The following is a 26,488-nucleotide window of genomic DNA, read 5'->3' on the forward strand; positions in this document are numbered from 1 at the left end:
GGCCAGTGACCAATGGGGCCTTTAGCAATCAGCCCTAGCGCGAGGTGAGCAGGCGCGGGCCTTCCACTGCCACGCGATACTGTTCCACCTTGTCGTTGTATTCAATGGGCAGCACCGCCACCACATTCTCGTGGGGACGCGGGATGATCACCCACGATTCCACCACGCCGCCGAAGACGTTTTCGGCCGCCGCGATGCCCGCTTCAACGGATTGTTTAACTTCAGCCACTTCGCCGCGCACATTAACGGTGAAGCGAGCGCTGCCCACGCGGATGTAGCCAACGAGGGTGACGCGCCCGGCCTTAACCATTGCATCGGCTGCGGCCAAGACGGCGGGAAAGCCTTTGGTTTCGATCGAGCCTACCGCTTGGGCCATGGGGCGCTCTCCTGTGAAAAGCCTAGCTAAATGAAAACAGTGGGTTGCAAAAGTTGCAAGACATGGAACCGCCTCAACCGGCAGCGGTCACAACCCATTGCTCAGCGCAAATTCAACTGCCCAGCGCAAATTGCCGAACACAAACAGCGCCCGGGGTTGTGACGCGGGGTTGAGCGTCCACGCAACATTGTACGGGCGATTGGCGATCGCAACGCTGAGTGTTTGAACTTCTTTGGGAATCTGGGGGCGATCGCCCGATTGGATCTTGCAATCGCAGTGATTTTCGATTCTAATCAGCGCCCCCTTGGCCGGGGCCCAAAAGGGGATCGGGCCATGGGGCGAAAGTTCAAGGCCATGCTAGGGTGCGAGAGGCGATCGCAGCGCAGCAAGGGATTGGAAGACAATGGCGACGTTTGCAGACATCACCAACCACTGGGCCCAAGCCTTCATCGTGGCCCTGGCCGATCGAGGGTTGATTAGCGGATTTCCCGATGGCTCCTTCCAGCCGGATCGCCCCTTAACTCGGGCCCAATTCGCGGCCTTGCTGGTTCGATCGGTCGATCGGCCCCCCGTGCGATCGCCCCGCAGCTTTCGGGATGTGGCCGCCAACCATTGGGCCCGAACCGCGATTCAACAGGCTTGGGAACGTGGTCTGCTCAGTGGCTACCCGGACGGTTCCTTTCGCCCCGATGCCACGATCATGCGGGCCGATGTGTTGGTGGCCTTGGTGAACGGGTTGGGCTTAACCGGCGGCGAAACCTTGGATCTGAGCCGTTTTTTTGATGATGCGGGGGCGATCGCAACCTATGCCCGACAACCGGTGCAGCGAGCCTTGCACCGTCGCTTGGTGGCGAATTTTCCCAACTTGCGGCAACTGCGCCCCAGCCAAGCCAGCAGCCGGGCGGAAGTGGCCACCATGCTCTATCAAGCCTTGGTGGCCGATCGGGATTTCCCCACGATCGACTCGCCCTACTTGGTAGAACCCGGGGAGCCGCCGCCCCAGTTGGTGAATCTGTCCCATCGGCGGGAATTTCGAGCCGCTTGGATTGCCAGCGTGTGGAATGTGAATTGGCCGTCCAAGGCGGGCCTGTCCAGTGCCCAGCAGCAGGCGGAATTGGTGACCCTGCTCGATCGGGCGGCGGCGGCCCGCTTAAACGCCATCTTTCTGCAAATTCGCCCCGAAGGAGACGCGCTTTACGACTCCAGCATTGAGCCTTGGAGCCGCTGGTTAACGGGCACCCAGGGCCGCGCACCCAATCCTTACTATGACCCGCTGGCCTTCGCGATCGAGCAATGCCGCCAACGAAACCTGGAACTCCACGCTTGGTTCAATCCCTACCGGGCCCGCACCTCCCTCAACGCCCCGATCGGCACCGGGAACCATGTGGAAGCCGTTTACCCCAACGCCGTTTACACCTACGGCACGCAGCGTTGGATGGATCCGGGCCTGCCCGAGGTGCAAAACCGAGCCGTGGAGGTGGTGTTGGATGTGGTGCGGCGCTACGACATTGACGGCATTCACCTGGATGACTATTTCTATCCCTATCCCGTGGAGGGGCAAGAGTTTCCCGATCGCCAAACCTACTGGTCTTGGGGGGGTGGCAAAACCGTAGCCGATTGGCGGCGAGACAACGTAAACAAGCTGGTGAAGCGGTTGTCGGAACAGATTCGATCGGTCAAGCCTTGGGTGAAATTCGGTATCAGCCCCTTTGGTATCTATCGCCCCGGAGAACCGGCGGGCATTGTGGGATTGGATCAGTATGATCGCCTATTTGCTGATCCCAAATGGTGGCTTAAGGCCGGCTGGTTAGATTACGTTGCGCCTCAACTCTATTGGCGAATTGACCAAACGGCCCAAAGTTACCGCACCCTGCTGAATTGGTGGGTGCAGATTGCCAACGGGGCCCATGTTTACCCCGGCAACAACTTGGACAAACTGGGCAGCAGCAGCGCTTGGTCAGTGGCCGAATTTGAGCAGCAAATTACCCTCACGCGAGAGCTGGCAGCCCAGCGGGCCCTGGGGAATGCGTTCTATAACATTGAGCCGATCGCGGAAAATCGCCAAGGGTTTGCCGACCAACTGCGCCAGGAACTTTACGCCCAACCAGCCTTGCCGCCGGTTTTGAGGGCCACCGGCAACCCGCCGAGTCCGCCCACGGGGGTGAGAGTCAATGGCGGGGAACTCACTTGGGCTGGGGGTGGCGAAGGGTTACGCGGTTGGGCCCTTTACCGACAGCAGGGCAACAGTTGGACGCTCGATCGCCTGTTGGCGGCCGGAGCGCGATCGCTCGCCTTGGGGGCCGGAACCTATGCCCTATGTGCCGTGGATCGATCGGCCCGTGAAAGCCAAGGGGTAGTGGTGACCCTGCGATGAGGTGGGTTGTCGGTTAACGTTGGCCCAGAAACCTGGGCTAACCGGGGCCGTCGCCACGGGGCGATCGGGTGATGTTGTGGAGAATTGAGCATGTTTCAGGTCGATTCAGTCTTTAACCGCGATCGATTTCTATTGCGACAAAAGTTGATGACCCTTTCGGAAAAGTATGACGTTTGTGATGATCACGGAGACCCCATCCTGTTCATTGAACGGCCAACCCATTGGGCGCGTAGCTTGCTGGCGGTTTTGGCCGGTTTAGTCGCCACCATCGTCATGATTGTGCTGTTGGCTCTTCTGCTATCTGTGATGCCAGAAAACCTGCAATGGCCAGTGTTTTTGGTGGGTACGCTTGCTGCTTGTGGGGTTGTTCTGGCGGTGATTGTGCTGATTTCACCTAAGCGCCATGTCACTATCTATCGAGATGCCAGCAAACAGGAACCGCTGATTAAAATCATTCAAGAGAAAAAATTTGAATGGTTCACCGCCACTTTCACTGTGCGCGATTTGAAAGGGGACTTAGCTCGATTGCGCAAGAACTATCTCTACGATATATTGCGCAAACGGTGGCACTGCTATCGCCCCGATGGCTCACTGCTTTGCGTAGCCAAAGAGGATTCGATTGTGCTGTCATTATTGCGGCGCTTTTTAGAACCACTGATGTGGGTTTTGCGAACGAACTTCATCATTTTGGAGGGGAATAGCGATCGCCAAATTGGGGAATTTAACCGCAAATTTACCCTGCTTGATCGCTACGTTTTGGATATGAGTGCGGATCTCAATCGCTATCTCGATCGCCGGATTGCCTTGGCTCTGGGCGTAATGCTCGATACGGGCGAGGGCCGCTAGGACATCGGCCTATGACCCCACATTCCCAAGGTTCCGATCGCCGATCAACTGCGGCCCAGTTAGGCGAATTGGGTGAAGCGTTGGTGGCCGCCTGGTTGATCCAAGAGGGCTGGACGATCGAGGCGCGGCGATGGCGCTGCCGGGCCGGTGAGTTGGACTTGGTGGCGCGATCGGGTCAGGAATTGGCCTTTGTGGAGGTAAAAACCCGCAGTCCTGGAAATTGGGATCGCAACGGCGCGTTGGCCATCACTCCCGCCAAGCAACTTAAACTCTTGCGAACGGCGGAGTTGTTTTTAATTCAACATCCCCAATGGGCCCATTTAGCTCGGCGGTTTGATGTAGCGTTGGTGGGGCGATCGGCTCGGGGAACTGTCACTCGGCCGGTTGCGGGGTGGATGGATCGATCGAACCCTCAATTGAACCTTAAGTTACCCCATGAATTACCCCATGAATTAACCAACGAATTCATTACCCTCGGAGACCCCATCTTGTTTCAGGGCCAAGCTTTGGTGTTATGGGACTATTGGCCTGGAGCGATCGAGTTTGATGGCTAAATGCTAAATGGTTAAATTCTGAATGGTCTAACCCTGAGGTTGGTTAACAGTTGTTGAATCCTGTGGTTAACCCTGCGGTTGCCTAATCCTGAGGAGCCGTAACCTTACCTTCTTTAATTAGGGTTTCCAACAGTCCTTCACAGGCATCAAGCAACAGATCAATAACCTGTTGAAATCCTTCGGGGCCGCCATAGTAAGGATCAGGCACTTCCTTGAGGTCATGGTGGCGACAAAAATCGCACATCATCTTCACCTTGTCGCGATATTTGCGATCGGGATCGCGGGCCAAAATGCCCCAATAGTTATCCCGATCCATCGCCAAAATTAGGTCAAAATCCGCGAAATCAACGGAGGAAAACTGTCGCGCTCGCCCTTGCAGTTTGATGCCTGGGTGATTCGCCGCCGCTGCGCTCATGCGCCGATCGGGTGGCTCGCCCACGTGATAGGCTCCTGTGCCCGCCGAATCACACTCAATTTGCCCCTGCAAGCCGCGCTGTGCAATGAGATGATTCATCAAATTTTCGGCAGCGGGCGATCGGCAAATATTGCCCAAACAGACAAATAGCAGTTTGACAGGCATAGGGCACAGATTTCGCAGAGTCTAGCAAGATGCCAAAGAAGGCAACTGAATTCGATGTGTCTCACTCACCGCAGACCAAGGGCCAACGCTCCTGGTCTGCCAAGATGCCGGAATAACCGAATTAGGAGCTGAGAGCCGATCATCAAGTCGTCGGCAACCCTGACTCCACCGTGACCAGATCGTGGGGAGCAAGGGGCTTAAGCCCCTTGTTACGACGGTTGGAGTCTGGAAAATTAACGGCTCCCATTGGCTTCCAGGCAATGACGACGAACCCTCGGGGTTGATCGGTCGATTCACGGGGACTACATGCCCGGTAGCTGAAGATTAGCGGTCAGGGCTTCCATCCGTTGCCGCATGGTTTCTGTGGAAGCGGTGTAGGCGTTTTTCATGGCCGCAAAAACCAGATCCGACAAAACTTCAGCCCCTTCGCCCAAGGCTTCTGCGGAAATTTCTACGCGGAGGGGTTCTTGGTTGCCGCTCATCACCACCTTCACCAAGCCGTTGCCCGCTTGACCTTCAATTTCGGTTTTTTCCAGCTCTTCTTGCAGCTTTTTAGCATCTTCTTGCACTTGCTGGGCTTTTTGGATCGCTTGGGCAATTTCCTTCATTTTGCCCAAGCCGAAGCCAAATCCTTTGTTTTGCGACATAGGTGTTAGTCGCGCGGTCTGCGCGCAGTCAAAATCACGATAGGTTCAGAAACATTGGGTTTGGACGGGCGATCGCACTCGATCGTTCTCCGGCCCTGGCCCCTGCTCATGCTATCACTGGCAGCGATCAACACAGCCGCGTCCCTAATCGGTTGGGAGCCAAAGAATCGATTCCCATTTCGGAGCGATTAATCTCGATCTCATCCCGGTTTCGCTCCGGTTCGCTCTTCCTTTCACCCCGATCGGATCCTGATTCAGGGGTGAGGATGGGGTCGATCGCCCGGAGTCGCTGGCAAATCTAGCAGCACAAACCGCCGAACCTTCGGCCGGCGCATTGCCCGCCCGCCCCGTTGCCACATCAGCCTCCAAATGGCAGGGGACAACAGCAGCGGCATCGACAGCGCCAAAGATTTCAGCCAGCGCCCCTGATGCCACAATTGGCGAGCTTGCACGAATCGCAGTCGATCGATCCATTGGCGCAACCTTGGGGTCATAGGCGGCCGGGGCGGGAGCGGTTGCGCTGGGCTGGAGACTGGGGCAGCGGGCAAAGCGAACAAAGGATTGCTGGGAGGTAAATAGCTCAGGCGATTCAGGCGACTCAGGCGATCGAGGTGATTCCTGATCCGATCGCTGAGGAGGTAAGGGCGATTGGAATAACGGGAAGCGCTGGAGTGATGGGGACTGCTTCGGCGCTGGGCATGGTCTAAATGGTTCAGAAAATTTAAGTCCCGATCGAGCCAACGCCACAGTCGGGCCGCACGACGCAGCAGCCAAGCCCGCCGCCGGGGCGATCGTTGGGCCCAGCGCACCAAAGGATCGAGCCACAGGGCGATCGCCCAACGCATCACCACCGTTTTCACCACAAACAAAGCCGCGAGGGGGAACCCCTGCTGCCACAGTTGCCGCGCTAACTGCAACCGAAAACGCATCTGTTGCCAGCGCAGTTTGAACCACCCACCCCGCAGCAGTGATTGGGGGGATTGGGCCCGAATCCAGGCCTGAAGGCGGCGCTTCAGATAGCGTTGGGTGTCGCGGTATGTCCAGGTGAGGGCGTGGAAAATGCGGTTGAGTCGAGTGCGCAACATCAAGCCCCATCCCCGAGCCGATAGCAAACTGGGGGCCGCGATCGAGAAGGCCTTGAACCATTGGTAATGCTTCAGGGCAACCAATCCCCAATGCAGGCGCAGATAGGACTGAACGGCGCGGCTTTCGGGCAATTGCTGTTGGAACCGTTCGTTCACCAGCCCGTGAATTTTTTGTTTAATGGACCAGTTGGTGTCAAAACGGCGATCGAACGAAAATTGCCGGTTATAGGCTCCGTCCCAAACGGTGCGATAGGCCAAGCACTGATTTAAAAAAATGGCATCGCCATACTCGGCAATGCGAATCCAAGCATCAATATCATCAAAATTGGTATCAAACTGAGAGTCCCAGCCCCGGGCCTGCAAAAAGGCCGATCGACGAAAGGCCACTTGCACGGGCGTACCAAACGGCACCATCTCCACCAACATGCCGTAGTGAATATCCTCTTGGGGAATGAAATAGGCTAAACCTGGCCCCGTGCGAGGGGTGTGCCCCATTTCATGGCCCTGTAAGTCCACCTGCAAGGCCTGGCAGGAGCACAGGGCCGCGGGCGGGCGCAAGCCTTCGCCACAGCGTTGATCGTGAATGCGAATTGCCCGCACAAACTCAGCAATGCAATTTGGATCAAGATAATCATCATCATCAAGCAATTTCACCCAGTCGCCCTTGGCCAGCTCCACACCTCGGTTCACGCTGGCTGAATGCCCCTGATTGATGCTGTTGCGCCAATAGACCAGTTGGGCGCGTCGTTCGATTGGGAGGCTGAGTTGCAACTGAGCTACCCATTCGGGGGTATCGTCCCGGGAACAATCGTCCACCACCACCACTTCACAGGGATAGCTTTGCCCCAAGGCGGAGGCGATCGCCCGATCAAGCAGCCGACGGCGGTTATAGGTAGCGATGACGATACTGAATTGCATAACACGGCTGTGGGCAGACCCAGGCTGCAAGGATGAGCCACGGCGCAGATCCCAAGGAAATCGCCTCAAGTGTTGCGGACTGGGGATGATCACCCGACCCGGCCTGGGCCAGACCCTGGGGTGGTCAATCAACCAGCGCACATACTGCTTACTTCGATCGGTGCTGATGTACCCTGCTCGGGACTAATTGGGCGGCATTTTTAGCATTTCAGACCCCAAGGGCGATCGCAGGAGGGAAGCCATCCGCAGCCATTGCCCCCAAACTAACGATGCCCCCAAAAAGCGGGATCCGCGCTAATGCATCGCCACAACCCTGTCCCTAGTCATTATTCCCGCCCATTCTCCCAGCTAATCCATCAGCTATTCCATCGGTTATGCCCTATGTCTATGAGCAAAGCTGAGGGAACTAATCAAGGTTTCAAGCCAATCTTCCTCGCCCCTGATGGGAGTCTTGGATCGATTTTGAAGGGTTTTTCGACTGATTTTCTGTCGATTTTGTTTTTTGATCTGTTCTTGATCTGCAATTGGCCTTGAATGACTTAAGGGCTGACTGCTTTGGGAGTTTGTAATCGCTTCATCATCATTAACCAACCTAGACAAGGGGCTTAAGCCCCTTGCCCCCCACGATCCGCCAACGGTGAAATCAGGGTTTCAGGTGATTTGACGACAAGTCCTAAGCCCCCTATCTTAGTTAATCGGTGTAACCCGCAAGGTAGCAGTTTTGGCTTTTCAGACATCCCTATTAGGGGGGGACTCCTGGTTTTTGTAATGCTCATGGTGATGTTCATGAAACTGGAATAATTCAAAAGCTAGAGTGAAAAAAGAGGGTGAAATATTTTCAAATGAATTGATGCTCACAAACAAATTGATTAAGGTGATTGTTTGAATACAGACAAAACAGTCCAACCCGATTTAAGATAACGATTTAATAGAAAATTCGTCAGGATTGCGATCAGCCAGTTACAAAAGACTTAGCTACGTCGCTCGCCACGCTCCCTCGGGGCGGTTGCTCAGAACGATTGCAATAGCTACTTATCCAGACCTTATGCGATCCAACTCAACTTGTTTGCCTTGGCCATGGGGTCGGGGTGTTGTGTTTCCGATGGTTCTGAGTGCCTGCGTTGGCACGATCGGGATTAGTCCAGCGGCGCGATCGGAAGAAATTCGCCTATCCACCAGCTCCGCCGCTGCGTCCTGTGAAGAATTAGCCAAGGCCGCCATCTTCACGGGCCCGGGCAACTGCTTGGCGGCCAACGGCGATCGCTACGAGGGAGACTTTGTGGCAGGTCAGCGCACGGGCCGCGGCCGCTATGCCTATGCGGCGGGTGGAGTTTATGAAGGACAGGTGGTGAACGGCAAGCTGCAAGGGCGGGGGCTTTATGTGTCGCCCGCAGGCGATCGCTATGAAGGCGACTTTCTGGCGGGTCAGTTTAACGGCCGCGGCAATTACCGCACCGCCAATGGCGATCGCTACGAGGGAGAATTTCGTAACAACGCTTTCCATGGCCGTGGCATCTATAGCTATGCCAATGGGCAACAGTTGGCGGGGCTGTGGGAAGGGGGCCGGCTCAAGGAAGCCCAGCCGATCGAAGCCGTGCGCACGGCCTTGAACCAGGCGACCGAGCCGCGATCGCCTGAGCCGGTGACCCCCGCGCCGCGCACCGTACCGGCCCAAACCCCTACCCCCACGCCCCAGAGCCGATCGACTCCCACTTCTGAGGCCACCAATCCGCCTGCGGCCCAACCGACCCAGCAGCCCACACCCAGCGCCAGCCCAAACCCACCCAATCAGCGGCGATCGGGCTTTGGCGAAACCACCGCGCCGGATGTGCTGGCGCAATAAGCCCACCGTAGGAGGTTGCTGCCCGATCGGGTTTGACCCGGTGGCGTAGCGGCTTCTGGCTCGATCGGCCCCTGTTGTGCTTTGGTTTCAACCGCTTCCTTGGGGGGCGGTTGTTTTTCCATGAAGATCTCCGACCAGAAGATCCGATCAGAAGAACTGTTGATTCGCCCCAGAGCGGTAGAATGCATCCTGGCTGAGCGCCGGTTGTCTGCCCTGGGTCTGCAACCAATCCCTGCCGCCAGGCCCTGCTCGATCGCAAAACCGCCTCACCTCGGTCTGGCAATATCTCAGCCCGGCAATGTCCTGTTGCCCCGCTTCCCCTTGACCCCCACTTTAGGAGACAGGCCCTTGGCTACGCGCGTTATCCTCATCCGCCACGGACAAAGTAACTTCAACACCCGCCGGATCATTCAAGGGCGCTGCGATCAGTCGGTGCTGACTGACCTGGGGCGTAACCAGGCCACCCAAGTGGCGATCGCCCTGCAAGGTTTGGCGATCGATGCCTTCTATTGCAGCCCCCTCCAGCGTGCGCGCCAAACGGCCGAAACCATCTGTCAGCAATTGCAGCCTTCGCCGCCCCTGACCACCAACGAACGGTTGCGGGAGGTGGATTTGCCCCTTTGGGAAGGGATGGCCGTCAGTGACGTGAAGGCTCAGTTTCCTGAAGCCTATGACCAATGGAAACACCAGCCCCACGAATTCAGCATGGCTTTGGCCAGTGGGACGCATTTTCCGGTGCTGTCCTTGCGAGATCAGGCCAAGGCCTTTTGGGAAGAGATTTTGAGCCGCCATCAGGGGCAGACGGTGGCTTTGGTGGGCCATAACGGCATTAACCGCTGCTTGCTGAGTACGGCGTTGGGAATCGGCCCCGATCGCTACCACTGCCTGCTGCAATCGAACTGTGGGATCAGTGTGCTGAACTTTGCCGGTGGTTTGGGGGATGCGGTGCAACTGGAGTCAATGAACCTGACGGCGCACTTGGGATCCTTGGGTGGCTCAGCCGTGCCCAAGCCCGGTGGGGACGATCGGGGGCCGCAGTTGCTGTTGGTGCGCCACGGGGAAACGGAGTGGAACCGTCAGGGGCGGTTTCAGGGCCAAATTGATGTGCCCCTGAATGAAACGGGTCATGGTCAAGCGGCCAAAGCGGGCAACTTCCTGAAGGATGTGGCGATCGACTTTGCCTTCAGCAGCCCCATGGCTCGCCCCAAAGCGACCGCAGAGGCTATTTTGGCGCATCATCCAGGGCTGGAATTGGGCTTGCTGGATACCCTCAAGGAGATTGGCCATGGTCTGTGGGAGGGCAAGTACGAATCGGAAATTGAGGCGGAATATCCGGGCTTGCTGAAACAATGGCAAACGCACCCGGAAACGGTGCAAATGCCGGAGGGTGAGAACCTGCAACAGGTGTTCGATCGCGCTGAACAGGCCTGGGCGGCCGTGTTGGCTCAGGCGGGTGAAGTGGCAACGCCGGCCGATCGCCCCTTGACCGGGTTGGTAGTGGCCCATGATGCCGTGAATAAAGCCCTGCTCTGCCAGCTCACGGGCCTTGGCCCCGAAAGCATTTGGCGCTTTAAGCAAGGGAACGGCGGGGTAACGGCAATTTGCTATCCCGACGGGCCCGATAGTTTGCCGGTGTTGCAGGCGATGAACATTACCCATCACCTATCGGGCACGATTTTGGACAAAACGGCCGCTGGGGCGCTGTAGATGACGATCGAACTGCTACGGGAAATTCGCCTGATTGACCCGGTGGCCCAGGTCGATCGACCGGCCACGGTCTTGCTGGATCAGGGGCAAGTGCGGGCGATCGACCCGGATCCCCAAGCCTTGCCCGAGGGAACCCAAGTGATTGAGGCGGCGGGGCAAATTTTGGCCCCGGGCCTGGTGGATTGCTATTCCCGATCGGGCGAACCGGGCCATGAGTCCCGAGAAACCCTCGCTAGCTTGGCCGCCGCCGCCCTGGCCGGCGGGTTCACCACCTTGGCCCTGCTGCCCAACACGCAACCGGCCATGGATCAGCCCGCCCTGGTGCAAAACCTGCGCGATCGCTGGGCAGCCTTGCCGGAGCCAAGCCCCCATCTGCACCTGTGGGGAGCCTTGACCCAAGGGGCCCAGGGGGAACAGATGAGCGAGTTGGCAGAGTTAGCCACTGCGGGCATTGTGGGCTTCACCGACGGGCGATCGATCCGGGATTGGGTCTTGATGGAACGGCTGCTGGACTATGCGGGGCCCTTGGGGTTGCCGTTGATGGTGATGGGTCAGAGTACCTCCGCCAGTCGCGGCCCCGTTCTGGAAGGGGTTGAGGCGTTGCGGCTGGGGGTGGTGGGGGTGTCGGCGGTGGCCGAAAGCAGCGCCCTCGCCACCCTCCTGGAATTGCTGCGCGATCGCCCCGCCCGCCTGCATGTGATGCGTTTGGCCACCGGTCGAGCCACGGCCCTCGTGGCCCAAGGCAAGGCCGATGGATTGCCCCTCACGGCCAGCCTGTCTTGGTTGCAATTGCTCTGCGACACCAGCCACATTGACGGGCGGCGACTTCTGCCGGGCAGCGATCGCCCCCCTTCGCCCTACGATCCCAGCCTGCACCTGTCTGCGCCCTTGGGTAATCCTGCCGATCGCCAGGCCCTGATCGCCGCCCTCAAAGCCGGGACGATCGACGCGATCGCGGTGGATCATGCCCCCTACACCTACGAAGAAAAAACCGTCGCCTTTGCCGAAGCACCCAAAGGGGCGATCGGGCTGGAGTTGGCCTTGCCCTTGCTCTGGTCAGGGTTGGTGATGACTGGGGAATTGACGGCGCTGGAACTGTGGCGATCGCTCAGTCAGCGGCCCGCCGAGTTGTTGGGCCAAATGCCCCAACCGATCGGCCCTGGTCAGGCCCAGCCCCTGATTCGGTTTGACCCCGCCGCCACCTGGACAGTGGAGCCGGCCCAATTGCGGTCCCTGGCCCAGAACACCCCATGGCTGGGTCACAAAATTGCGGGGCGCGTGGTGCAAACCTGGTTACCCACCTGAACCCTGGCTCCGCCCTGATGTGGATCGTGAGAATGTTGAACTCTCTTTGCATTCAGCCGGCCGCCGGTTCCCTTCGGGTTACCCTAAAAACGGGTAGTGATCATGTGCAGCAGCCGTTGTGCAAACGGCAATTGAAGGAGATTGAATTGTGACGGTTTTTCAGGATGCAGGGGCCCCTGCGGAACAGGCGGGTGCGGATCGATCGCGCGTGGATTTGGATGCGGCGATCGAACAAATTACCCAAGCGTTGAACCTGGCGGAGCGTCACCCCCTGTCGCCGGAACAGCGAGCCGTGTTGGATTGCCTCCTGGCGCGATCGGGTGGAGCCATTGACGGGCCCTGGGCCGGGGCGATCGCAGCCATTTGGGCCAATCCGCAAGCCAGCTTCCTTGATCTGTTGACCCTGGCCCGACTGAATCCCCAACAAGACTTAACCGGTAGACAACTTTTGGGGGTGCGACTGGAGGGGTGTGATCTGAGCGGGGCCAATCTGCAACGGGTGAATCTACGCGGTTCCCAGCTTTGTGATGCAGACTTGAGCGGGGCAAACTTAGCGGAAGCACGCTTGGCCGGGGCAGATTTGTCCGGGGCCCTCTTGAGTGATGTCAATTTGACCAAAGCAGATTTGCACAAGGCCAGCTTGGCCCTGGCCAACCTGAGTGGGGCTAACCTGAGTGGGGCTAACCTGAGTGGAGCCAACTTAAGCCGGGTGAATTTTCATCGGGCGATCGTCACAGGTGCGGTCTTGGGTAATAACGAAGGACTAACGGCCGAAGACTATCAACAGTTGGTAGCCAACGGCGCGATCGGTGATCTCCATGAAACAGAGTCAGGCGGCTGAGTGGATTGAGCAATATCACCAGGGAAAGTGGAATTTTGATCGAGCCAACTTGTCGGAACTACGCCTAAGCGGGGCGGATTTTTCCGGGGCCCGCTTTCGTGAGGTTGTGGCTCGGTCGGTCAATTGGTCTTCGGCCTATCTATCGGGGGTGAACCTGCGGCGGGCGGATTTGCGCGAAGCCGATTTACGGGGCACTTACCTGCGGCGGGCGGATTTGCGCGAAGCCGATTTACGGGGGGCAGATCTGCGGGGAGCCAGCTTAAACGGAGCGGATCTCTGTGGGGCGGATTTGCGGTGGACTTGGGTGGATGGGGTGGACTGGCGACAGGCTCGCGTGGATGCCCGCACCCAAGGGGCGATCGACTGGTTGCAACAGGGGGCGATCGTCCTTGGTTCCCAACTGAAAGCGGCGGCCAGCAACCTCAGCCAAGCGGACTTGCGGGGTTGGAATTTAGCCCAAGCCCAGTTGCAGGAGGCTTATCTCGATCGGGCAGATTTGCGCGGAACTGACCTGAGCCAAGCCCAACTCCAAGGGGCTAGTTTTCAGGGGGCATTGATGGACGAGGCCACCTGCTGGCCCCAAGACTTTGACCCGATCGGGGCCGGTCTGTGGTTAATTGCGCCCCAAAGTAACTTGGCCACCGCCGATCTGAGCCATTTTGATTTGTCAGAAGTGGATCTGAGTCGGGCTAACCTCCGTCGAGCCAATCTGATCCGCACCGATTTAAGTCGGGCCGCGCTAATGGATGCGGATCTGAGTCGGGCAGATTTGACCCAAGCCATCCTGTTTGCCAGCAATCTCACCCGGGCCGTTTTGCACGATGCTCAATTGGAGCAAGCGGATTTTCGGCGGGCTACCCTGCCGAATGGGGAGCGCTGGAACGGCCAGGGAACGGTGGCGTTGTATGGAGTCCCGCGCCCTTGGCATTCCGTACCGGAGCGATCGCCCCCAGTACTGCGCTAATTTGCCGCGTTGATTGGCAACCAAAATTTGCCGCGTTGATTGGCAACCAAGATTTGCCACCAAGATTTGCCACAAAAAAATCCGGCTCGTGGAGCACAGTCCACTGCCGAATTGAACAGAGAGATTGTGGTGTGGAGGAACACTAGAAAATCCCTAGAAACCCCTAGTAGCGTGGCTGCCTTAATTCATGGGGTCAAAGTTGTGGAGACAGTCGCCGTAACAAGGGGCTTAAGCCCCTTGTCCCCCACGATCTGCCAACGGTGGAATCAGGGCTTCAGGCGATTTGACGACAGGCCCTCAGCCCCTTGCTGCCTAAGGATCGGATAGCGGCAACCGTCACTGGACTTGACCGATCAAAATAAGCTTGCCGTGCTACCAGGTTGCTAGGATTCCCTAGGCAGCCCTCGGGAATTCCGGGAACTGCCTAGGGGGCGTGGCAACAACGGGCGGCCGCGCCAGGCGCTGCGCCAGGGGAAGCAAGGAAGTGGCGGTGGTTCCCGCTGGCATGATTCGGCGATCGCTCGGGTTGGGAGCCATCAGGATATCGATCGCCGATGCGATCGAGTCCGGCAACCCCGGCACGGCCCAGCGCCAGTCAAAGTCAGAGTCAACACTTTGGGCCATCAAATCTAAGGGATGCTGCCCCGTGAGCCAATGCACGATCGTGCGGCCCAGGCTAAACCAATCGCTGGCGGGGCCCACTGGCTCCCGTTCTCGCTGCTCTGGGGCAATGTAGCCCGCAGAGCCACAGGCGGCGGCCGCCCGATCGCCCACCGCCATGGCCGCATCAAAATCCACCAGGGCCAAATCCCCCTGGGGCCGCCGAATCAGATTGGCGGGCTTCACATCCCCATGGACCCAGCCGGCCTGGTGAAGGTTGTGGAGCAGGCTGCTGAGTTGAACCCACCAGCGAATCGCTTCCATGGGGTCGATCGCCCCCTGTCGATCGAGATAAGCCTCTAGGGATTCCCCCGCGATCGCCTCCATCACCAACCCCTGAAAGGGCCAGCGGCTGTCGATCGGTCGCCAGCAAAAGAAGCCATCCACGGCCGCCTTGGGGATTTGGGGATGCTGGGGGCCACGCATCAGCACTTCCGCTTCGCGGTAAAGCCGATCGAGCCGGGTTGATTGTTGACGAATCAACAGTTTCAAAACCTTGGGCCGATCGTCGTCCTCCAAGTCCACCACCTCAAACACCTGCACCTGACCAACTTGGGGCAATCGCGTGGCGGCGGCATTCAGCCCCCGCAGGATGCTGTAGCGATCGTGAATTAGGGTTCCGTCGGGCCAAGCCGTTTTCCGATCCTGAGACAACACCGGAGAGGGAAGGATCATGGGGCATTCTCGACCAAAGTTTCAAGAATTCAGCAACACAGAGCAAGCCGCTAGGGCGCAATTACTCAAGCCCTAAACCCAACATCAACTGCATTAACATCGCCTTGCTTAGAAATTTTTATGCAGGCTCCAAGACCTGGGGTTGTTGTTGATTTAGCCCAAAAACCATCAGCAGCCCATTGGCTTGGATCCGGTTGCGGCCCATGACAGCGGGCTTTGGCACAGAACCCAGATGAATTGCTCGCGGCTTTTGAACCAGATCCAGGGGCGATCGGCCCTAGGTCTGTCCGTTGAACGAATTTGTTGAACGAGTCCTCTGAACTAACAGGAATTCATGAGGACTGAGCGATCGGTTTCCCCCACGCGATCGGCGCGGAATCGGTGGCGAAATTAGCTTGAAAATCAGAATATCTCGATCCGTTTTGTAAGAGCTAAAGCCAAAATCTTAGGTAAAACCCTAAAATCTTAGGTAAATCTCAAATCTTCGATCAATTCGATGAAACTGACCTGAATCCCGACCACGAACTTTGGCTTATCGAGTCTTTCCCGAAGGAGGTTGACCCAGCGAGCGATGGATAACAAAAGCACTTTGTTTCAGGAGGTGGGGTGCGAATGGAATCTCGAAGGTCTCTATCGCGACTTGGGCCGAGTCAAGGCCCGGCTGCTGTGGGCAAAGCGGGGGCAGCCCTGTCCGGAGTTTCCCGCCACTGGTGATTCTCGGCGATCGCAACTCAGCCGCACTGAACGGCTCTATTTACGCGGATTTCTCACAGGAATGAGCATTGAAGCCTTAGCCACAGTGCTTGAAGTTAATGCTGATGTTCTCCGAACAGAACTCACAAATAAGCTTTACACTTATCTTAAAACGTTATTGAATTGGGAAGGGCGTTTTTGTCGTCGCCGAATTTTGGCAATGTTAGCAGAACGTCCCTATCGAATCTCCTCTGCTCCGATCGCGGAGCATCAAAACTGGAAGGTTTATTTGCCAGCTCAGGATAGTGCGATTTTGGAAGGCCGCGATCGAGAGTGGGAACACCTGATTCACTGGCTGCAACAGAATCAAGAAGAGCGATTTTTGGTGATTGAAGGAGCTGGTGGAACCGGTAAGACGGCCCTGGCTTTAGCGAGCGTTCATTATTTAATTCAAAAAAATTCTTGCCCTTTCCAGCGGGTCTTTTTCACTTCCGCTAAAACCCATTACTTAACGGGAATGGGGCTGCTGCCAGGATGGCGATCGCAACAAACCCTAGAGCAGTTATTATCGGAAGTTTTGCAGAATCTCACATCCGATTCTGATCGAATGACAAGTGAATGGAACGATCGCCCCTTGCCCGATCGAATGCGACAGGCTTGGACTTTGATGGCTCAACAACCCATGTTGTTGATTTTGGATAGTTTTGAAGAAATGACAGATCCGCAGGCCACGTTGGCGTTTTTGTATGAATTGCCAGCCACGGTCAAGGTGTTGTTCACCTGCCGCTATCGATTGCCGATCGCCCGATCGCTCCATCTAGATCCCCTGGAGCCAGAGGCGGCCCTGCGGTGGATCATGCAGCGGGTTCCGGAAGCGGGGTGGCCTTGGTCTCTGGGGCAATATCGGCGCTTGGTGGCGGCGGCGGGTTCCTTGCCGGGGCCGATCGCCTGGGGGTTGGGGCAATTGACGGCGGGCCAATCGATCGCTTGGGTCATTGCCCAACTGGAACAGCCGGATCACTGGGTGACGCAGTTTTACTGTGCCAACATCCTGGAGGCCTTGGGCGGGCAGTTGGCGGGGCAGTTCCTGTTGGCCCTCAGTTGGTTTGCGGTTCCCGTCCAACCAGCATTGTTAGCCCAGGTGGCCGGGGTGGATCCGGAAGCCCACGCCACTTGGGCCCATTTGGCCAAGCTGGCTGAGCAGTCCATGGTGACCCTCCATTGTGACGGGCGCTATGACCTGTCGTCCTTGGCTCGGCGTTATGTGGCAACGGTGGGGGTCGATCGCCTGGCCGCAACTAAAGAAACGGCGATGCGTGAGCGATGGTTGCAATGGGCGATCGACTATGTGCAGCAACATGGCCAGGGCGATCGCCTGGAGTGGTTAACCGATCACCAAGCGATCGATTGTCATTGGGGCACCCTGAACCAGGTTTTGGATTGGTGTTTAGCGGCCGGGCGATTGGAGTCGTTTTGGCAGGTTTTTCAACCTCTCAGGGGCTACAGCCACTTTCGCGGCCATTGGTCGGAGCGGATTGCCCGCGATGCCAAAGCCATCCAACTGGCTCGCCAGCAACAGAACTCGGCCTTGGAAGCACGCTTTTTGTTCGATCGCGGTTGGACCCATGCCCTCCGCAATGACTCCCAATCCCTTCGCCAGGCCTGCGCAGATTTTGAGGCCGTTTGGCAATTGCGGGATCATCTGGATCTAGAGTTGCAATCGGATTTAGCCATTAACCAACTGCGCCTGGCCTATGACCAGGGATCGATCGACCATGGCGATCGGTGGAAACACCGTGTGGAGCAGCTCATTCACCATCCCCAGCTCAACGCCGAGCACCGGTTGCGTTTGGAGTGCCAAAGTCTTTACTACGAAGGCGATTTGGCACAGCAGGCACAGAATTCCACCGAAGCTTTGCGACTTTATACGACGGCCCTGAAAAAAGCACAGGCTTTGGGGTGGCAACGGGGAACGGCCTATATTCAGTCCTCGATCGGGCAGGTGCGGATAGTCCAGGGGCAATATTCCCGAGCCATGCGGGAGTTGGAAGCCAGCTACCGGTTGGCGGCAGTGATTGTTGATCAGCGGTGTTGTGCCTATTGCTGCAAGCATTTGGCCCGCGCTGCCTCGGCCGGGCGATTGCGCAAGGAGTCGCGTAATTGGGCCGAACGGGCGATCGAGCACTTCCAAGCCTTGGGAATGGTCACCGAGTCCCAAGAAATGGAGGACTTTCTGAAAAATCTCTAAAAATCTTTAACGAGGTCTTTAGAGCTGATTGATAAAGCAACTATAAATTCCTTTCCAAGATTACTGATTGATTGACAAAGCGCTCAAATGCTTGGTTCTTCGGTAGGTTGGGTTGAGCTTTGCGAAACCCAACTCGATCACTACAAACCTTGCTGTTGTTGGGTTTCGTGCCTCAACCCAACCTACAAAATGATCGTTGATCGGCCGATCTGGAGGAAAGGGATTTTCGTGAAAGCGGTCTAATTTCCCACATCTGCAACGCCTGACTCGGCCGTTGCCTTTGGTCAAGTGAGATGATCCTCAAAATAAATGGCAAAAACAAATGGCAAAAATAAATGGCAAAAATAAATGGCAAAAATAAATGGCAAAAATAAATGGCAAAAATAAATGGCAAAAATAAATGGCAAAAATAAATGGCAAAAACAGAGAAGCGCAACAGTTAATAGAACTGCTGCGCTTCCTCAAAGCCGCAATCGGGTGCTTCTGGCTCCGGCCGTGGGTTAAACCCAATCCATGGCACAACCCAAAGGTTAATGGAAAATTGGATCCACGACGGAGCAAGGAAACCCAAAACGTTTTTAGCCACAGGCCGCTTCGGCCATAGAAGAGAGACTTGGGTTGGGTTAGACCGCTGCACCGTCTTGAACGTCGGTGGTCGTTTCCTCTTCATTGGTTTCCGCTTCGGCCGATGCAGACGGGCGACGAGAGCGGTGCATCCGTCCACTATTGGAGCGCTTGCGGAATTTACGTGCGTAAGCCAAGTTACGCTGTGCTTTTTCTTTTTTGAGGTTACGGCGCTTTGCCATGTTCCATTTCCCGTTCAGCCCACCTAGCATAGCGCATCTCGATCGCCTTGAGATTGCCTTTCGCGATCGACCCGCAAAGGTTGGCCCGCAAAGGTTGGCTATGTCGGGAAGGATTGGGCTGACTGAAGCCAGCGTTGGGCAAACTGCCGAGCGCCTTCGGATCCCTGAATTTGCCCAAGGGCCTGGGCCCGCTCCAAGGCCGCCAACAGTTGACCGACGATCGGCCCCCGGGGCAAGCCAAATTCCGTCATCAACTCGTGACCCGTGAGCGGTGGGCTGGGGTGGGCTACCGGATCGGTGGCATCTTGCCAACGGGCGATCGCCTCGGCCAGGGCGATCGGGGCCGTTCCTTCCGCCAAAGCCAGAAGCGCGGCCGCCAAAAATCCTTCCCCCGCCGCCTTGCAAAATTGGTACTGAGCCGCGCGATCGAGCGGCGATTGGCGATCGGCCGGTAGGCTCGCCTTGGCCGCCAGGATCGCCAACAGAATGCGCTGATCAACCCGGCTGGTTTTGAGTCGCTCCAGGGCCCGTTGAGCGATCATCAAGTCTGATCCCAATAAACAGGCTAACCGGGCCGCCGCCAAGGGCGATCGCCCATTGGGCAGCGGACAATCGAGGGGCGCATTGGGCCAAAGGTTTTGTAATTGCCCGATCGCCTTGGATAGGGCCGGCAGCGTTACCCCATGCTGTCCTTGCCAAGGGGGCAGCCAATCGCGCAAAAGCTGAATTTCGCTGGCCGCCATCAGCACTCGATCGCCCCGGGGCGTTTCCAACAAATAGTCCAACTCAGCCCGCACCCGTTCGGCCGCCACAAGCCGCAGATTCGGAACCTGTTGGGCGATCGCCTGGGCCGTGGTTGGCTCCATTTGGAGATTCAATTGGGCACTGATCCGATAGGCCCGCAACAATCGCAGGGGATCCTCCCGCAGGTTTTCCACGGACACCATTCGCAGGGCCCGATCGGCCAAATCTCGCCGGCCTTCGAGGGGATCAACCCATTCCTGGCGATGGGGTTGATAGGCGATCGCATTCACCGTGAAGTCCCGCCGTCGCAGATCCGCCTCGATCGAGTCGCCTACCTGGGCCGCCACATCCAGCGTTCCCTGGGCAAAAACCACCCGCGCAATCTGGCGTTCTCGATCTAGCACCACAAACCCCGCATCGTAGCGACCAGCAATCGATCGGGCTAGTTCGATCGCTCCCGTCGCCAGCACCACATCCAAATCCACCGCCTCCCGCTGCCGCCCCAACAGAGCATCCCGCACGGCTCCACCAACCAAATAGGCCGTTTCGGGTAAATCCGTCAATTTTAAGGGAGTGAGTTTTAGGGGCCAGTCCCGCAAATCAAGGCTCATTTCGAAGGCTCATTGCGATCGCTCAACCAGGGTTCCATCTCCAAATTCACTGTCTGAGTGAGTGCCTGATTCACTGGTTCGATCGTTCCTTGGATTTTGATCGCTGCTGGGATAAGGATCATCGTAGTTGGCTCGATGGTTTAGATGATCTAATTCATCGAGATCCTCTAAATCCAGATCCCCTAAATCTTCATCAAGATCATTATCCAGCTCGTCTTCTAGGTAGGCCTCCGCATAGCGATCGGGTGGTTGCCAAGTGGATCCACTCGGTAGTCCCGGCCGTTCCGATCGCCGGTTCAGCCCCTCATTTCTTGGGTCGTTTCTCTCATCGCGATCATTTCGTTCGTTGCGATCGTTCCTGAGGTCGCCGCGCAATTCGCCGCGCAATTCATTCCGCTCACTGCGCCCTTCCAATCGGTTATCTCGACGGCGATCGCGACCAGGCTTCACCAACACCTGCCAAGCGGCCTGAAGACCTGCCGCCGCCCGCCGGGCCGTGGCTCCCACTCGCCGCGCTTGCCGCCGGGCCGTATCCAAGCTGCTGTCCACCTTTTGCACCACTTGACCGGCGCTTTGCACGCCACTGGTCATGTCATCGGTCAGGTCACTAATTTCCAAACCCGTGAGGCGAATGGCTTCCAGGGTGGGCGGCAACTCTCTTGTGAGGGTGTCAAATAACTTCTCGGCACTGCGGGCGGCCCGCCCCAACTCTTGCAGGGCAGGAATGGCAGCGGCCAGGGCGATCGCCAAGCAGACACTGACGAGCAAAAACGATAGCCCCAGCCAAAATAACGGATCGATCATGGGTTCAGAGGACGGAATGCGCGCCGTTAGCGATCGCCCGTTTGGGTCATGGGGGCGGCCATTCGGTTATAGGCCAACTGGCGGGGCTTCGGAGTTGGGGCTGAGCCGGTTGGAATTGCGTCGCCCGCTTCCGACAAGCTGACATCTTCCTGATCCACCGTTTGGCTGGCGGCCACACCGCTGGCGATCGCGTCCCGCAGTCGATCGAGTGCCCCTTCTAGGCGATCGCGGGTGCGATCGGACCAAATGGCCGCTTGGTCGCGCACCACTTGTCCCAACTCCTCCAACGCTCCCGGCAGGCGATCGCCCGATTGCTTCACCGTGTTTTGTAAGGTGTTTTGCAAAGTGCTTTGCAAAGATTGTTGTAGACGCTGGCGAGAAGCTCGACCCGATCGGGGAGCCAACAATAATCCTGCTACGGCTCCAGTTGCCGCCCCCAGCAGGATCCCCAGCGCAAATCGATCGGACTGACGTTTAGACATGATGATGACGCGGGGCAAACGGCACAGCTAGTGGAACTCATGCGGCCATGGAACCTTAGCCCAGAGACCTTTCGATTCTACCCTGCAAAATTGCGGGGTGGCCGCCGCTCAAGGAATCCCAGAGCCTAATTAATCCCGGAGCCTAATTAATCCCAAGGCCCAATTAATTCCAAATAAATACCCGGCCACCATCCTTCGGTTAACCGGGCAAGCAATCGATTACGAGTCTTGAATGGGGCAACTGAATCAAACAACCATCCAGAGAACCCTGAGGGCATCGCGATCGGGCATCATCTACCCTGCTGCTCGATCGCCCTCCATATTCACTCATTCATCAAGTTGAATAACGAGTCTTACCAGCGCCCCAGCGGGAACCAATCACCTTGGGTTGGCTCAGAATATGACCAGCGATCGCTTCCAATTCCTCATCGGTCAGGTTCCGCATCTCCGGGAAAATGTCAGAACTGCGGGTGCTGGGGTGCAGTTCATAAATTTCCGTTTCACCGTCGTAGGTGGTCGGATTCTTCATGTAGTCCACCAAACCAGCGATGTGATCGCGGCTAGGAATGGCACCTGCCAAGGTCGAAGGCGACAGATCCAGATCAGGGCTGGTCTTGGTCACACCGCCCGCATGGCACTGGGCACAAGTGTCATTAAACAATCTCTTGCCCAGAGCCACTTGCTCCAGGGTCAAGGTGACGGTATCACCCTTTTCGTTGACCTTGACCGTGCGCAGTTCCGGCTTCATTTCCGCCGCGCTTACGGGGCTAACGGCCAGTTGGAAGGCAAAAAACGCCACCGCTACAACTAGCAAAACAACCTTTTTCAGCATGGTTCTTTCTAGACTTGAGTCTCTTGATCTCGATCAAAGTCAGGCCGATGTTATAGCCGGCTAGATTGTCGCTCGGATCGCGCGATCGCCCCCGCTGCGGCACTCTAACCACAATTCACATCCTCCCCATGCTAAAGCAACGGGGATTCCCGATCTAGGCAGCCAGCTAAAACGGCTGCGTTGATCGGTGGTTTGACCCCAAAGCCCTCTCCACTGCCCAGCGATGGGAGCGGGGTTGGCCCCGGTGTCTCTTCAAAGTGTCCGAGTCTCACCCAGCGATCGCCGGGTAATGATAACGGTTGCCTTTGGCCGGCAAAGCCCTAAACGGTAAATGTTTTGGAGAAAAAATGCGGTAGCCAAAAGTTGATTTTAATCTTACCGGATTGAGGGCAAAGCCCCCGCCTTTCAGGCTCCGAGAGATAGCAAGTTATCAACTCAAGCCGCATCAGTGGGCATGACTTTCCGAGATCGGGGGCTGAATAACCGTTGGGGGTCAAGGCTTTCAGCCCATGGCCCGAGTCTCGCTTTGGGGGCGGGGTGATCCCCCGTAGAACCTGGATTCCGAAACCATCGTTCGGAAACATATCGCAATCTCGGGTTGCAATCTCGGGTTGCAATTTCGGGCCGCAATCTTGAAGAGGGCTGCTGGAGCGAATCGAATTGGGCGAATCGAATTCCTGAGAGCCGGTGAGAGGATCGCGGGTGGGAGGATTTAGGGCTGGGCTGCGATCGAACCAGGGGCGATCGAACGTTCCACATGCAACCCATCCCGTTGACCATCCAGCATCACCTCATCCCGCAGCCGGGCCCCATTCGTGGGAGCCGTGGACACCGCCCGCCGGGAAGCGTGATGCAACCGAACCAAGCGGGCCAACGTAGACTTCAGTTGGGTTCGCGGCACGATCGCATCCACAAACCCGTTTTGTTGCAAATATTCCGCCGTTTGGAAGTTATCCGGGAGCTTTTCGCGCAGGGTTTGTTCAATGACCCGCCGGCCCGCAAACCCAATCAACGCTTTGGGTTCGGCGATGATGATGTCACCGAGCATGGCAAAACTGGCCGTCACACCGCCCGTGGTGGGATGGGTCAGCACAGGGATGTAGAGACAGCCGGCCTCCCGATGCTGCTCCAGGGCCCCGGAAATTTTGGCCATTTGCATCAAACTCAGCATTCCTTCCTGCATTCGGGCCCCCCCGGATGCGCAGACAATCACCATGGCCCGGCGTTCAGCGGTGGCTCGTTCGATCGCCCGGGTTAGCTTTTCGCCCACCACGGATCCCATGCTGCCGCCCATGAACCGAAAGTCCATCACCCCCAGGGCGATCGGCTGACCTTCTAAATCACCCAAGCCCGTTTGCACCGCGTCAATGAGGCCGGACTTGCTTTGGGCCTCCACAATTCGATCGCTATAGGACTTGCGATCGAAAAAGCCCAGAGGATCCACCGGGCGCACATCCCGATCCAACGCCACCCAAGTGCCCGGGTCAATTAATTGCTGGATCCGCTCATCGCTATAGACCCGCATATGATGCCCACAATCCAGGCAAACCATCTGATTTGCCTGAAGGTCTTTCGTGTAGGCGAGAACGCCGCAGGCTTCACACTTCGTCCAGAGACCATCGGCGATCTCTCGCTCTTGGCCTGAATGTCCAGCCGGATCGCTCTTACGACGATTTGCAAACCAATCAAACAACGACATGGGTTCAATACTCTCCGGGTAGATTCCCCGCCCCTCGGGGCGTTACAATACTCTTGCGGACACCAGAAACGGTTGCGTCAAAGGCACTGGTAACGGTCGATTGGGGGTGTTGTAAACCATCCCAGAGGCTCGGCGGATTCGTTCCAACAGGGCTACCAAAATGCGTTGCTGCTTTCGGCCGGCGCAGTTTACCTGCTTCCAGATGCGCCCTTGCCAGCAGCGGGTGATCGCTGCCCTAGTTTCCCACGCTCTGGCCCAGAACCCAAAATTCTTCCCTTAGCCATAACGCGCTTGGATTTGCCGATCGCCCTGTTTTGTAGTCCAGGGTTGCAATCCGGTGAGTCTTTCCGTGATCAGGGGCGATCAGCATGATCTTGCCAGGATCGGGATCAGCGCGATCCGCAATTACTCATCGCCTGTGATCACTTATCGTATCCATTCGGTTGTATCGATTTTGGGTCAACCTTGGTCTGACCGTTGGATGCAGCGGCCTTGATCTGGTCTCAATCCAACCTCGGGTTCAGCAAGATAGGCCCTTGATTGAGTCATAGATAGGCGCGCACTCGATCGGCGATCGGGTCAGTCAACGGCGGCAGTTGTTCAAAACTTGCGCCCCGTTAGCCTGTGTCTTTTTTTAGGGGGCTTCCGTGTTGTCGTTCTGATTGCGCATACCAAAGGCTGGCACTTGGGGGCGTTAGCTCCGAGAATTTGCGGAGACCACCAATTGAGTGGCGAGACACCTTAAGGGATTTCTCTCTGAATTGATGTAGTAGAAAATACAAGTGTTTTAAAGATTGAGAATCATCACTAATTCATGGCCTAAAAAAAGAATTTCATGCCTGAAAACAAGCGCTTTAAATTTCAATCCTGGCTGAATTTGGCTGATGCTCTCAATTCCTGAGATTAGGGGGTGTCACACAGCAATAAAGTCTGGCCATTTCTTGCTAAAACAAAGGGCGATCGCCCCTGACGGCCAAGACTTCCTTAGAAATTGGTGGTATTTGTTCATCTACCAGAACAAGGGGCTAAAGTTCTAATAGAGTGCGTCAGGGATTTCACGGGTGCATCATGAACGGATCGGCTGTGGCCAAGCTGGTCGAATCGTCGCAATACTGCGCGATTGCTGATGATTCTCTTAAGGATGAAGATAATGCTGCTTGGGTCTTAGGACTCGAGTCAGATGTGCAACGGGACTGGATTGAACGGATTGGTTGGATTCGTAAGGTTGATCGATTGGCGGAGGCAGAACTTGTCTGTAAAGAAAATCACACATCTACGGAGCAGCCTAGTTTCCTCGCGTTCTATCGCGCTTGGAAGCGTTTACTGAGCCATGGCCCGGCGGCCATGGTCACAGAAGATGCCAGTTTGCTGGCGACAATGCAACAGCGCTGGTTTCATGCGGAGGCAAGTCTGAGCGATCGCTTATCGGTCCAGTCGTGGGATCGGTATCTGGATGCAATCTTGACCTACCACACGGACAATCTACGGATTGAAACGCTAGCTGACTATGAAACGATGCTGGAGACGTTGGCGGGTTCCTTTTTCCAGATTCTGCCGTTTTTGAGTCCGTCCCAGTGGGAGGCGGCCTATCACTTTGGAGCGGTCGATCAGTTCTATAACAACCTGCGCGACATCGATGAGGATGCGCGCCAGGGGATCTGCTACTTTCCCCAGGAGGTGTTGGATCGGTTTGGGGTCGATCGGGCGGCGGTTTTGGATCGATCGTGCATCGGCACGCCGGCCTATCACGACATGATGGTTTTTTGGGTGGATGATTATTTGCCGCAGTTGCGCCGACGGGCGTTCAAGCTGGTTTTGGCGCGGGATTTACACCCATCCTGGGTGATTTTGCGCAACTGGTGTCTGCATCGCTATGCCCGCATTGAGCGGGTGCTGCGGGAGTGCGATTTTGACTTTGTGCAATTCCAAGTCCTTTACTGGCAAGCGGTTCGCGAGGATTTGGATCAATGGCAGGAGCGATCGTTTATCACCACGGCGACGGCCATTTCACCCACCTTGCAGCGATCGGCCCAGGCGGTTCAGGTGGCTGCTTTTTTGAAAACTAGCCCATTAATGGTGCGGACTGCCCAACGGCTGGTGCAATGCCTCTGTGAGATGCAAGGAACGTTGCTGAATTTGGCTTGGGGAAACTATTGGCCATCGTCAGTGGAGGAGGTGGTGGCCAGACCATGAC

General features: G+C 56.8%; 22 protein-coding genes. 10 read left to right on the top strand and 12 right to left on the bottom strand.

The genetic code is table 11. From position 1 onward, the window contains the following. Positions 1-34 precede the first annotated feature (34 nt). The gene (locus tag AC2IAX_RS16305) at positions 35-376 is read right to left on the bottom strand and encodes a carbon dioxide-concentrating mechanism protein CcmK (RefSeq protein WP_099532966.1); all 342 of its coding nucleotides are present in this window, start codon (positions 374-376) and stop codon (positions 35-37) included. Positions 377-779: 403 nt separating this feature from the next. On the opposite strand from AC2IAX_RS16305, the gene AC2IAX_RS16310 reads away from it, so the two are divergent. From AC2IAX_RS16310 to AC2IAX_RS16320, 3 genes are all read left to right on the top strand, one after another. Then, positions 780-2,750, top strand: a complete 1,971-nt coding sequence (locus AC2IAX_RS16310; RefSeq protein WP_494388392.1) for a glycoside hydrolase family 10-like protein — start codon at positions 780-782, stop codon at positions 2,748-2,750. Positions 2,751-2,840: 90 nt separating this feature from the next. Then, the gene (locus tag AC2IAX_RS16315; protein WP_494388393.1) at positions 2,841-3,596 is read left to right on the top strand and encodes a hypothetical protein; all 756 of its coding nucleotides are present in this window, start codon (positions 2,841-2,843) and stop codon (positions 3,594-3,596) included. A gap of 11 nt (positions 3,597-3,607) precedes the next feature. Next, complete coding sequence (locus AC2IAX_RS16320) at positions 3,608-4,150, top strand: YraN family protein (protein ID WP_494388394.1); 543 nt, start codon at positions 3,608-3,610, stop codon at positions 4,148-4,150. A gap of 82 nt (positions 4,151-4,232) precedes the next feature. Here the strand turns inward: AC2IAX_RS16320 and AC2IAX_RS16325 are convergent, their stop codons facing one another. The 3 genes from AC2IAX_RS16325 to AC2IAX_RS16335 all read right to left on the bottom strand — a co-directional run bounded on the left by AC2IAX_RS16325 (position 4,233) and on the right by AC2IAX_RS16335 (position 7,380). After that, positions 4,233-4,730, bottom strand: a complete 498-nt coding sequence (locus tag AC2IAX_RS16325) for a low molecular weight protein-tyrosine-phosphatase (protein ID WP_494388395.1) — start codon at positions 4,728-4,730, stop codon at positions 4,233-4,235. Between the two features lie 302 nt (positions 4,731-5,032). Further along, positions 5,033-5,377 (bottom strand): YbaB/EbfC family nucleoid-associated protein, encoded by a 345-nt coding sequence (locus AC2IAX_RS16330; RefSeq protein ID WP_099532961.1) that lies wholly within the window; start codon positions 5,375-5,377, stop codon positions 5,033-5,035. Between the two features lie 254 nt (positions 5,378-5,631). Then, positions 5,632-7,380: a glycosyltransferase family 2 protein gene (locus AC2IAX_RS16335; protein WP_494388396.1), complete on the bottom strand. Its 1,749-nt coding sequence runs from the start codon at positions 7,378-7,380 to the stop codon at positions 5,632-5,634. Positions 7,381-8,482: 1,102 nt separating this feature from the next. Here AC2IAX_RS16335 and AC2IAX_RS16340 point away from each other — a divergent pair. Further along, positions 8,483-9,223, top strand: a complete 741-nt coding sequence (locus AC2IAX_RS16340) for an MORN repeat-containing protein (RefSeq protein ID WP_494390420.1) — start codon at positions 8,483-8,485, stop codon at positions 9,221-9,223. On the opposite strand, the gene AC2IAX_RS16345 is transcribed toward AC2IAX_RS16340, so the two are convergent. Then, the gene (locus tag AC2IAX_RS16345; protein ID WP_494388397.1) at positions 9,169-9,345 is read right to left on the bottom strand and encodes a hypothetical protein; all 177 of its coding nucleotides are present in this window, start codon (positions 9,343-9,345) and stop codon (positions 9,169-9,171) included. The two genes, AC2IAX_RS16340 and AC2IAX_RS16345, sit on opposite strands and share 55 nt — an antisense overlap. Before the next feature lie 226 nt (positions 9,346-9,571). On the opposite strand from AC2IAX_RS16345, the gene AC2IAX_RS16350 reads away from it, so the two are divergent. From AC2IAX_RS16350 to AC2IAX_RS16365, 4 genes are all read left to right on the top strand, one after another. Beyond that, positions 9,572-10,930, top strand: coding sequence for a histidine phosphatase family protein (locus AC2IAX_RS16350; RefSeq protein WP_494388398.1), 1,359 nt, complete (start codon positions 9,572-9,574; stop codon positions 10,928-10,930). Continuing rightward, a complete protein-coding gene (locus tag AC2IAX_RS16355) occupies positions 10,931-12,235 on the top strand; it encodes a dihydroorotase (RefSeq protein ID WP_494388399.1) in 1,305 nt (434 codons plus the stop codon). It begins immediately after the preceding gene. Positions 12,236-12,383: 148 nt separating this feature from the next. Continuing rightward, positions 12,384-13,076: a pentapeptide repeat-containing protein gene (locus AC2IAX_RS16360; protein ID WP_494388400.1), complete on the top strand. Its 693-nt coding sequence runs from the start codon at positions 12,384-12,386 to the stop codon at positions 13,074-13,076. Further along, positions 13,054-14,040 carry a pentapeptide repeat-containing protein gene (locus AC2IAX_RS16365; RefSeq protein WP_494388401.1) on the top strand — a complete coding sequence of 329 codons (987 nt, stop codon included), beginning with the start codon at positions 13,054-13,056 and terminating at the stop codon, positions 14,038-14,040. The genes AC2IAX_RS16360 and AC2IAX_RS16365 overlap by 23 nt, the downstream gene beginning before the upstream one ends. Positions 14,041-14,433: 393 nt before the next feature. On the opposite strand, the gene AC2IAX_RS16370 is transcribed toward AC2IAX_RS16365, so the two are convergent. Further along, positions 14,434-15,375 (bottom strand): serine/threonine-protein kinase, encoded by a 942-nt coding sequence (locus AC2IAX_RS16370; protein WP_494388402.1) that lies wholly within the window; start codon positions 15,373-15,375, stop codon positions 14,434-14,436. Positions 15,376-15,946: 571 nt separating this feature from the next. On the opposite strand from AC2IAX_RS16370, the gene AC2IAX_RS16375 reads away from it, so the two are divergent. Next, entirely contained in the window at positions 15,947-18,316 is a 2,370-nt protein-coding gene (locus tag AC2IAX_RS16375) for a P-loop domain-containing protein (RefSeq protein ID WP_494388403.1), read from the top strand. Between the two features lie 623 nt (positions 18,317-18,939). On the opposite strand, the gene AC2IAX_RS16380 is transcribed toward AC2IAX_RS16375, so the two are convergent. The 6 genes from AC2IAX_RS16380 to accD form a co-directional block, all read right to left on the bottom strand. Next, complete coding sequence (locus AC2IAX_RS16380) at positions 18,940-19,122, bottom strand: hypothetical protein (protein WP_099534512.1); 183 nt, start codon at positions 19,120-19,122, stop codon at positions 18,940-18,942. Positions 19,123-19,220: 98 nt separating this feature from the next. Next, positions 19,221-20,477 carry a tRNA nucleotidyltransferase/poly(A) polymerase-related protein gene (locus AC2IAX_RS16385; RefSeq protein ID WP_494388404.1) on the bottom strand — a complete coding sequence of 419 codons (1,257 nt, stop codon included), beginning with the start codon at positions 20,475-20,477 and terminating at the stop codon, positions 19,221-19,223. Positions 20,478-20,486: 9 nt separating this feature from the next. Further along, positions 20,487-21,281 (bottom strand): hypothetical protein, encoded by a 795-nt coding sequence (locus AC2IAX_RS16390; protein WP_494388405.1) that lies wholly within the window; start codon positions 21,279-21,281, stop codon positions 20,487-20,489. A gap of 26 nt (positions 21,282-21,307) precedes the next feature. Beyond that, on the bottom strand, positions 21,308-21,763 hold the full coding sequence (locus AC2IAX_RS16395) for a YtxH domain-containing protein (RefSeq protein WP_494388406.1): 456 nt from the start codon (positions 21,761-21,763) through the stop codon (positions 21,308-21,310). A gap of 334 nt (positions 21,764-22,097) precedes the next feature. Continuing rightward, positions 22,098-22,595: a photosystem II cytochrome c-550 gene (gene psbV / locus AC2IAX_RS16400; RefSeq protein ID WP_494388407.1), complete on the bottom strand. Its 498-nt coding sequence runs from the start codon at positions 22,593-22,595 to the stop codon at positions 22,098-22,100. Positions 22,596-23,307: 712 nt separating this feature from the next. Then, the gene (accD, locus tag AC2IAX_RS16405; protein ID WP_190531627.1) at positions 23,308-24,294 is read right to left on the bottom strand and encodes an acetyl-CoA carboxylase, carboxyltransferase subunit beta; all 987 of its coding nucleotides are present in this window, start codon (positions 24,292-24,294) and stop codon (positions 23,308-23,310) included. Between the two features lie 1,068 nt (positions 24,295-25,362). Between accD and AC2IAX_RS16410 the strand changes: the two genes are divergently transcribed. After that, positions 25,363-26,487, top strand: a complete 1,125-nt coding sequence (locus AC2IAX_RS16410) for a squalene/phytoene synthase family protein (protein ID WP_494388408.1) — start codon at positions 25,363-25,365, stop codon at positions 26,485-26,487. Position 26,488 lies beyond the last annotated feature (1 nt).

The organism is Limnothrix sp. HT2024 (assembly GCF_059138625.1).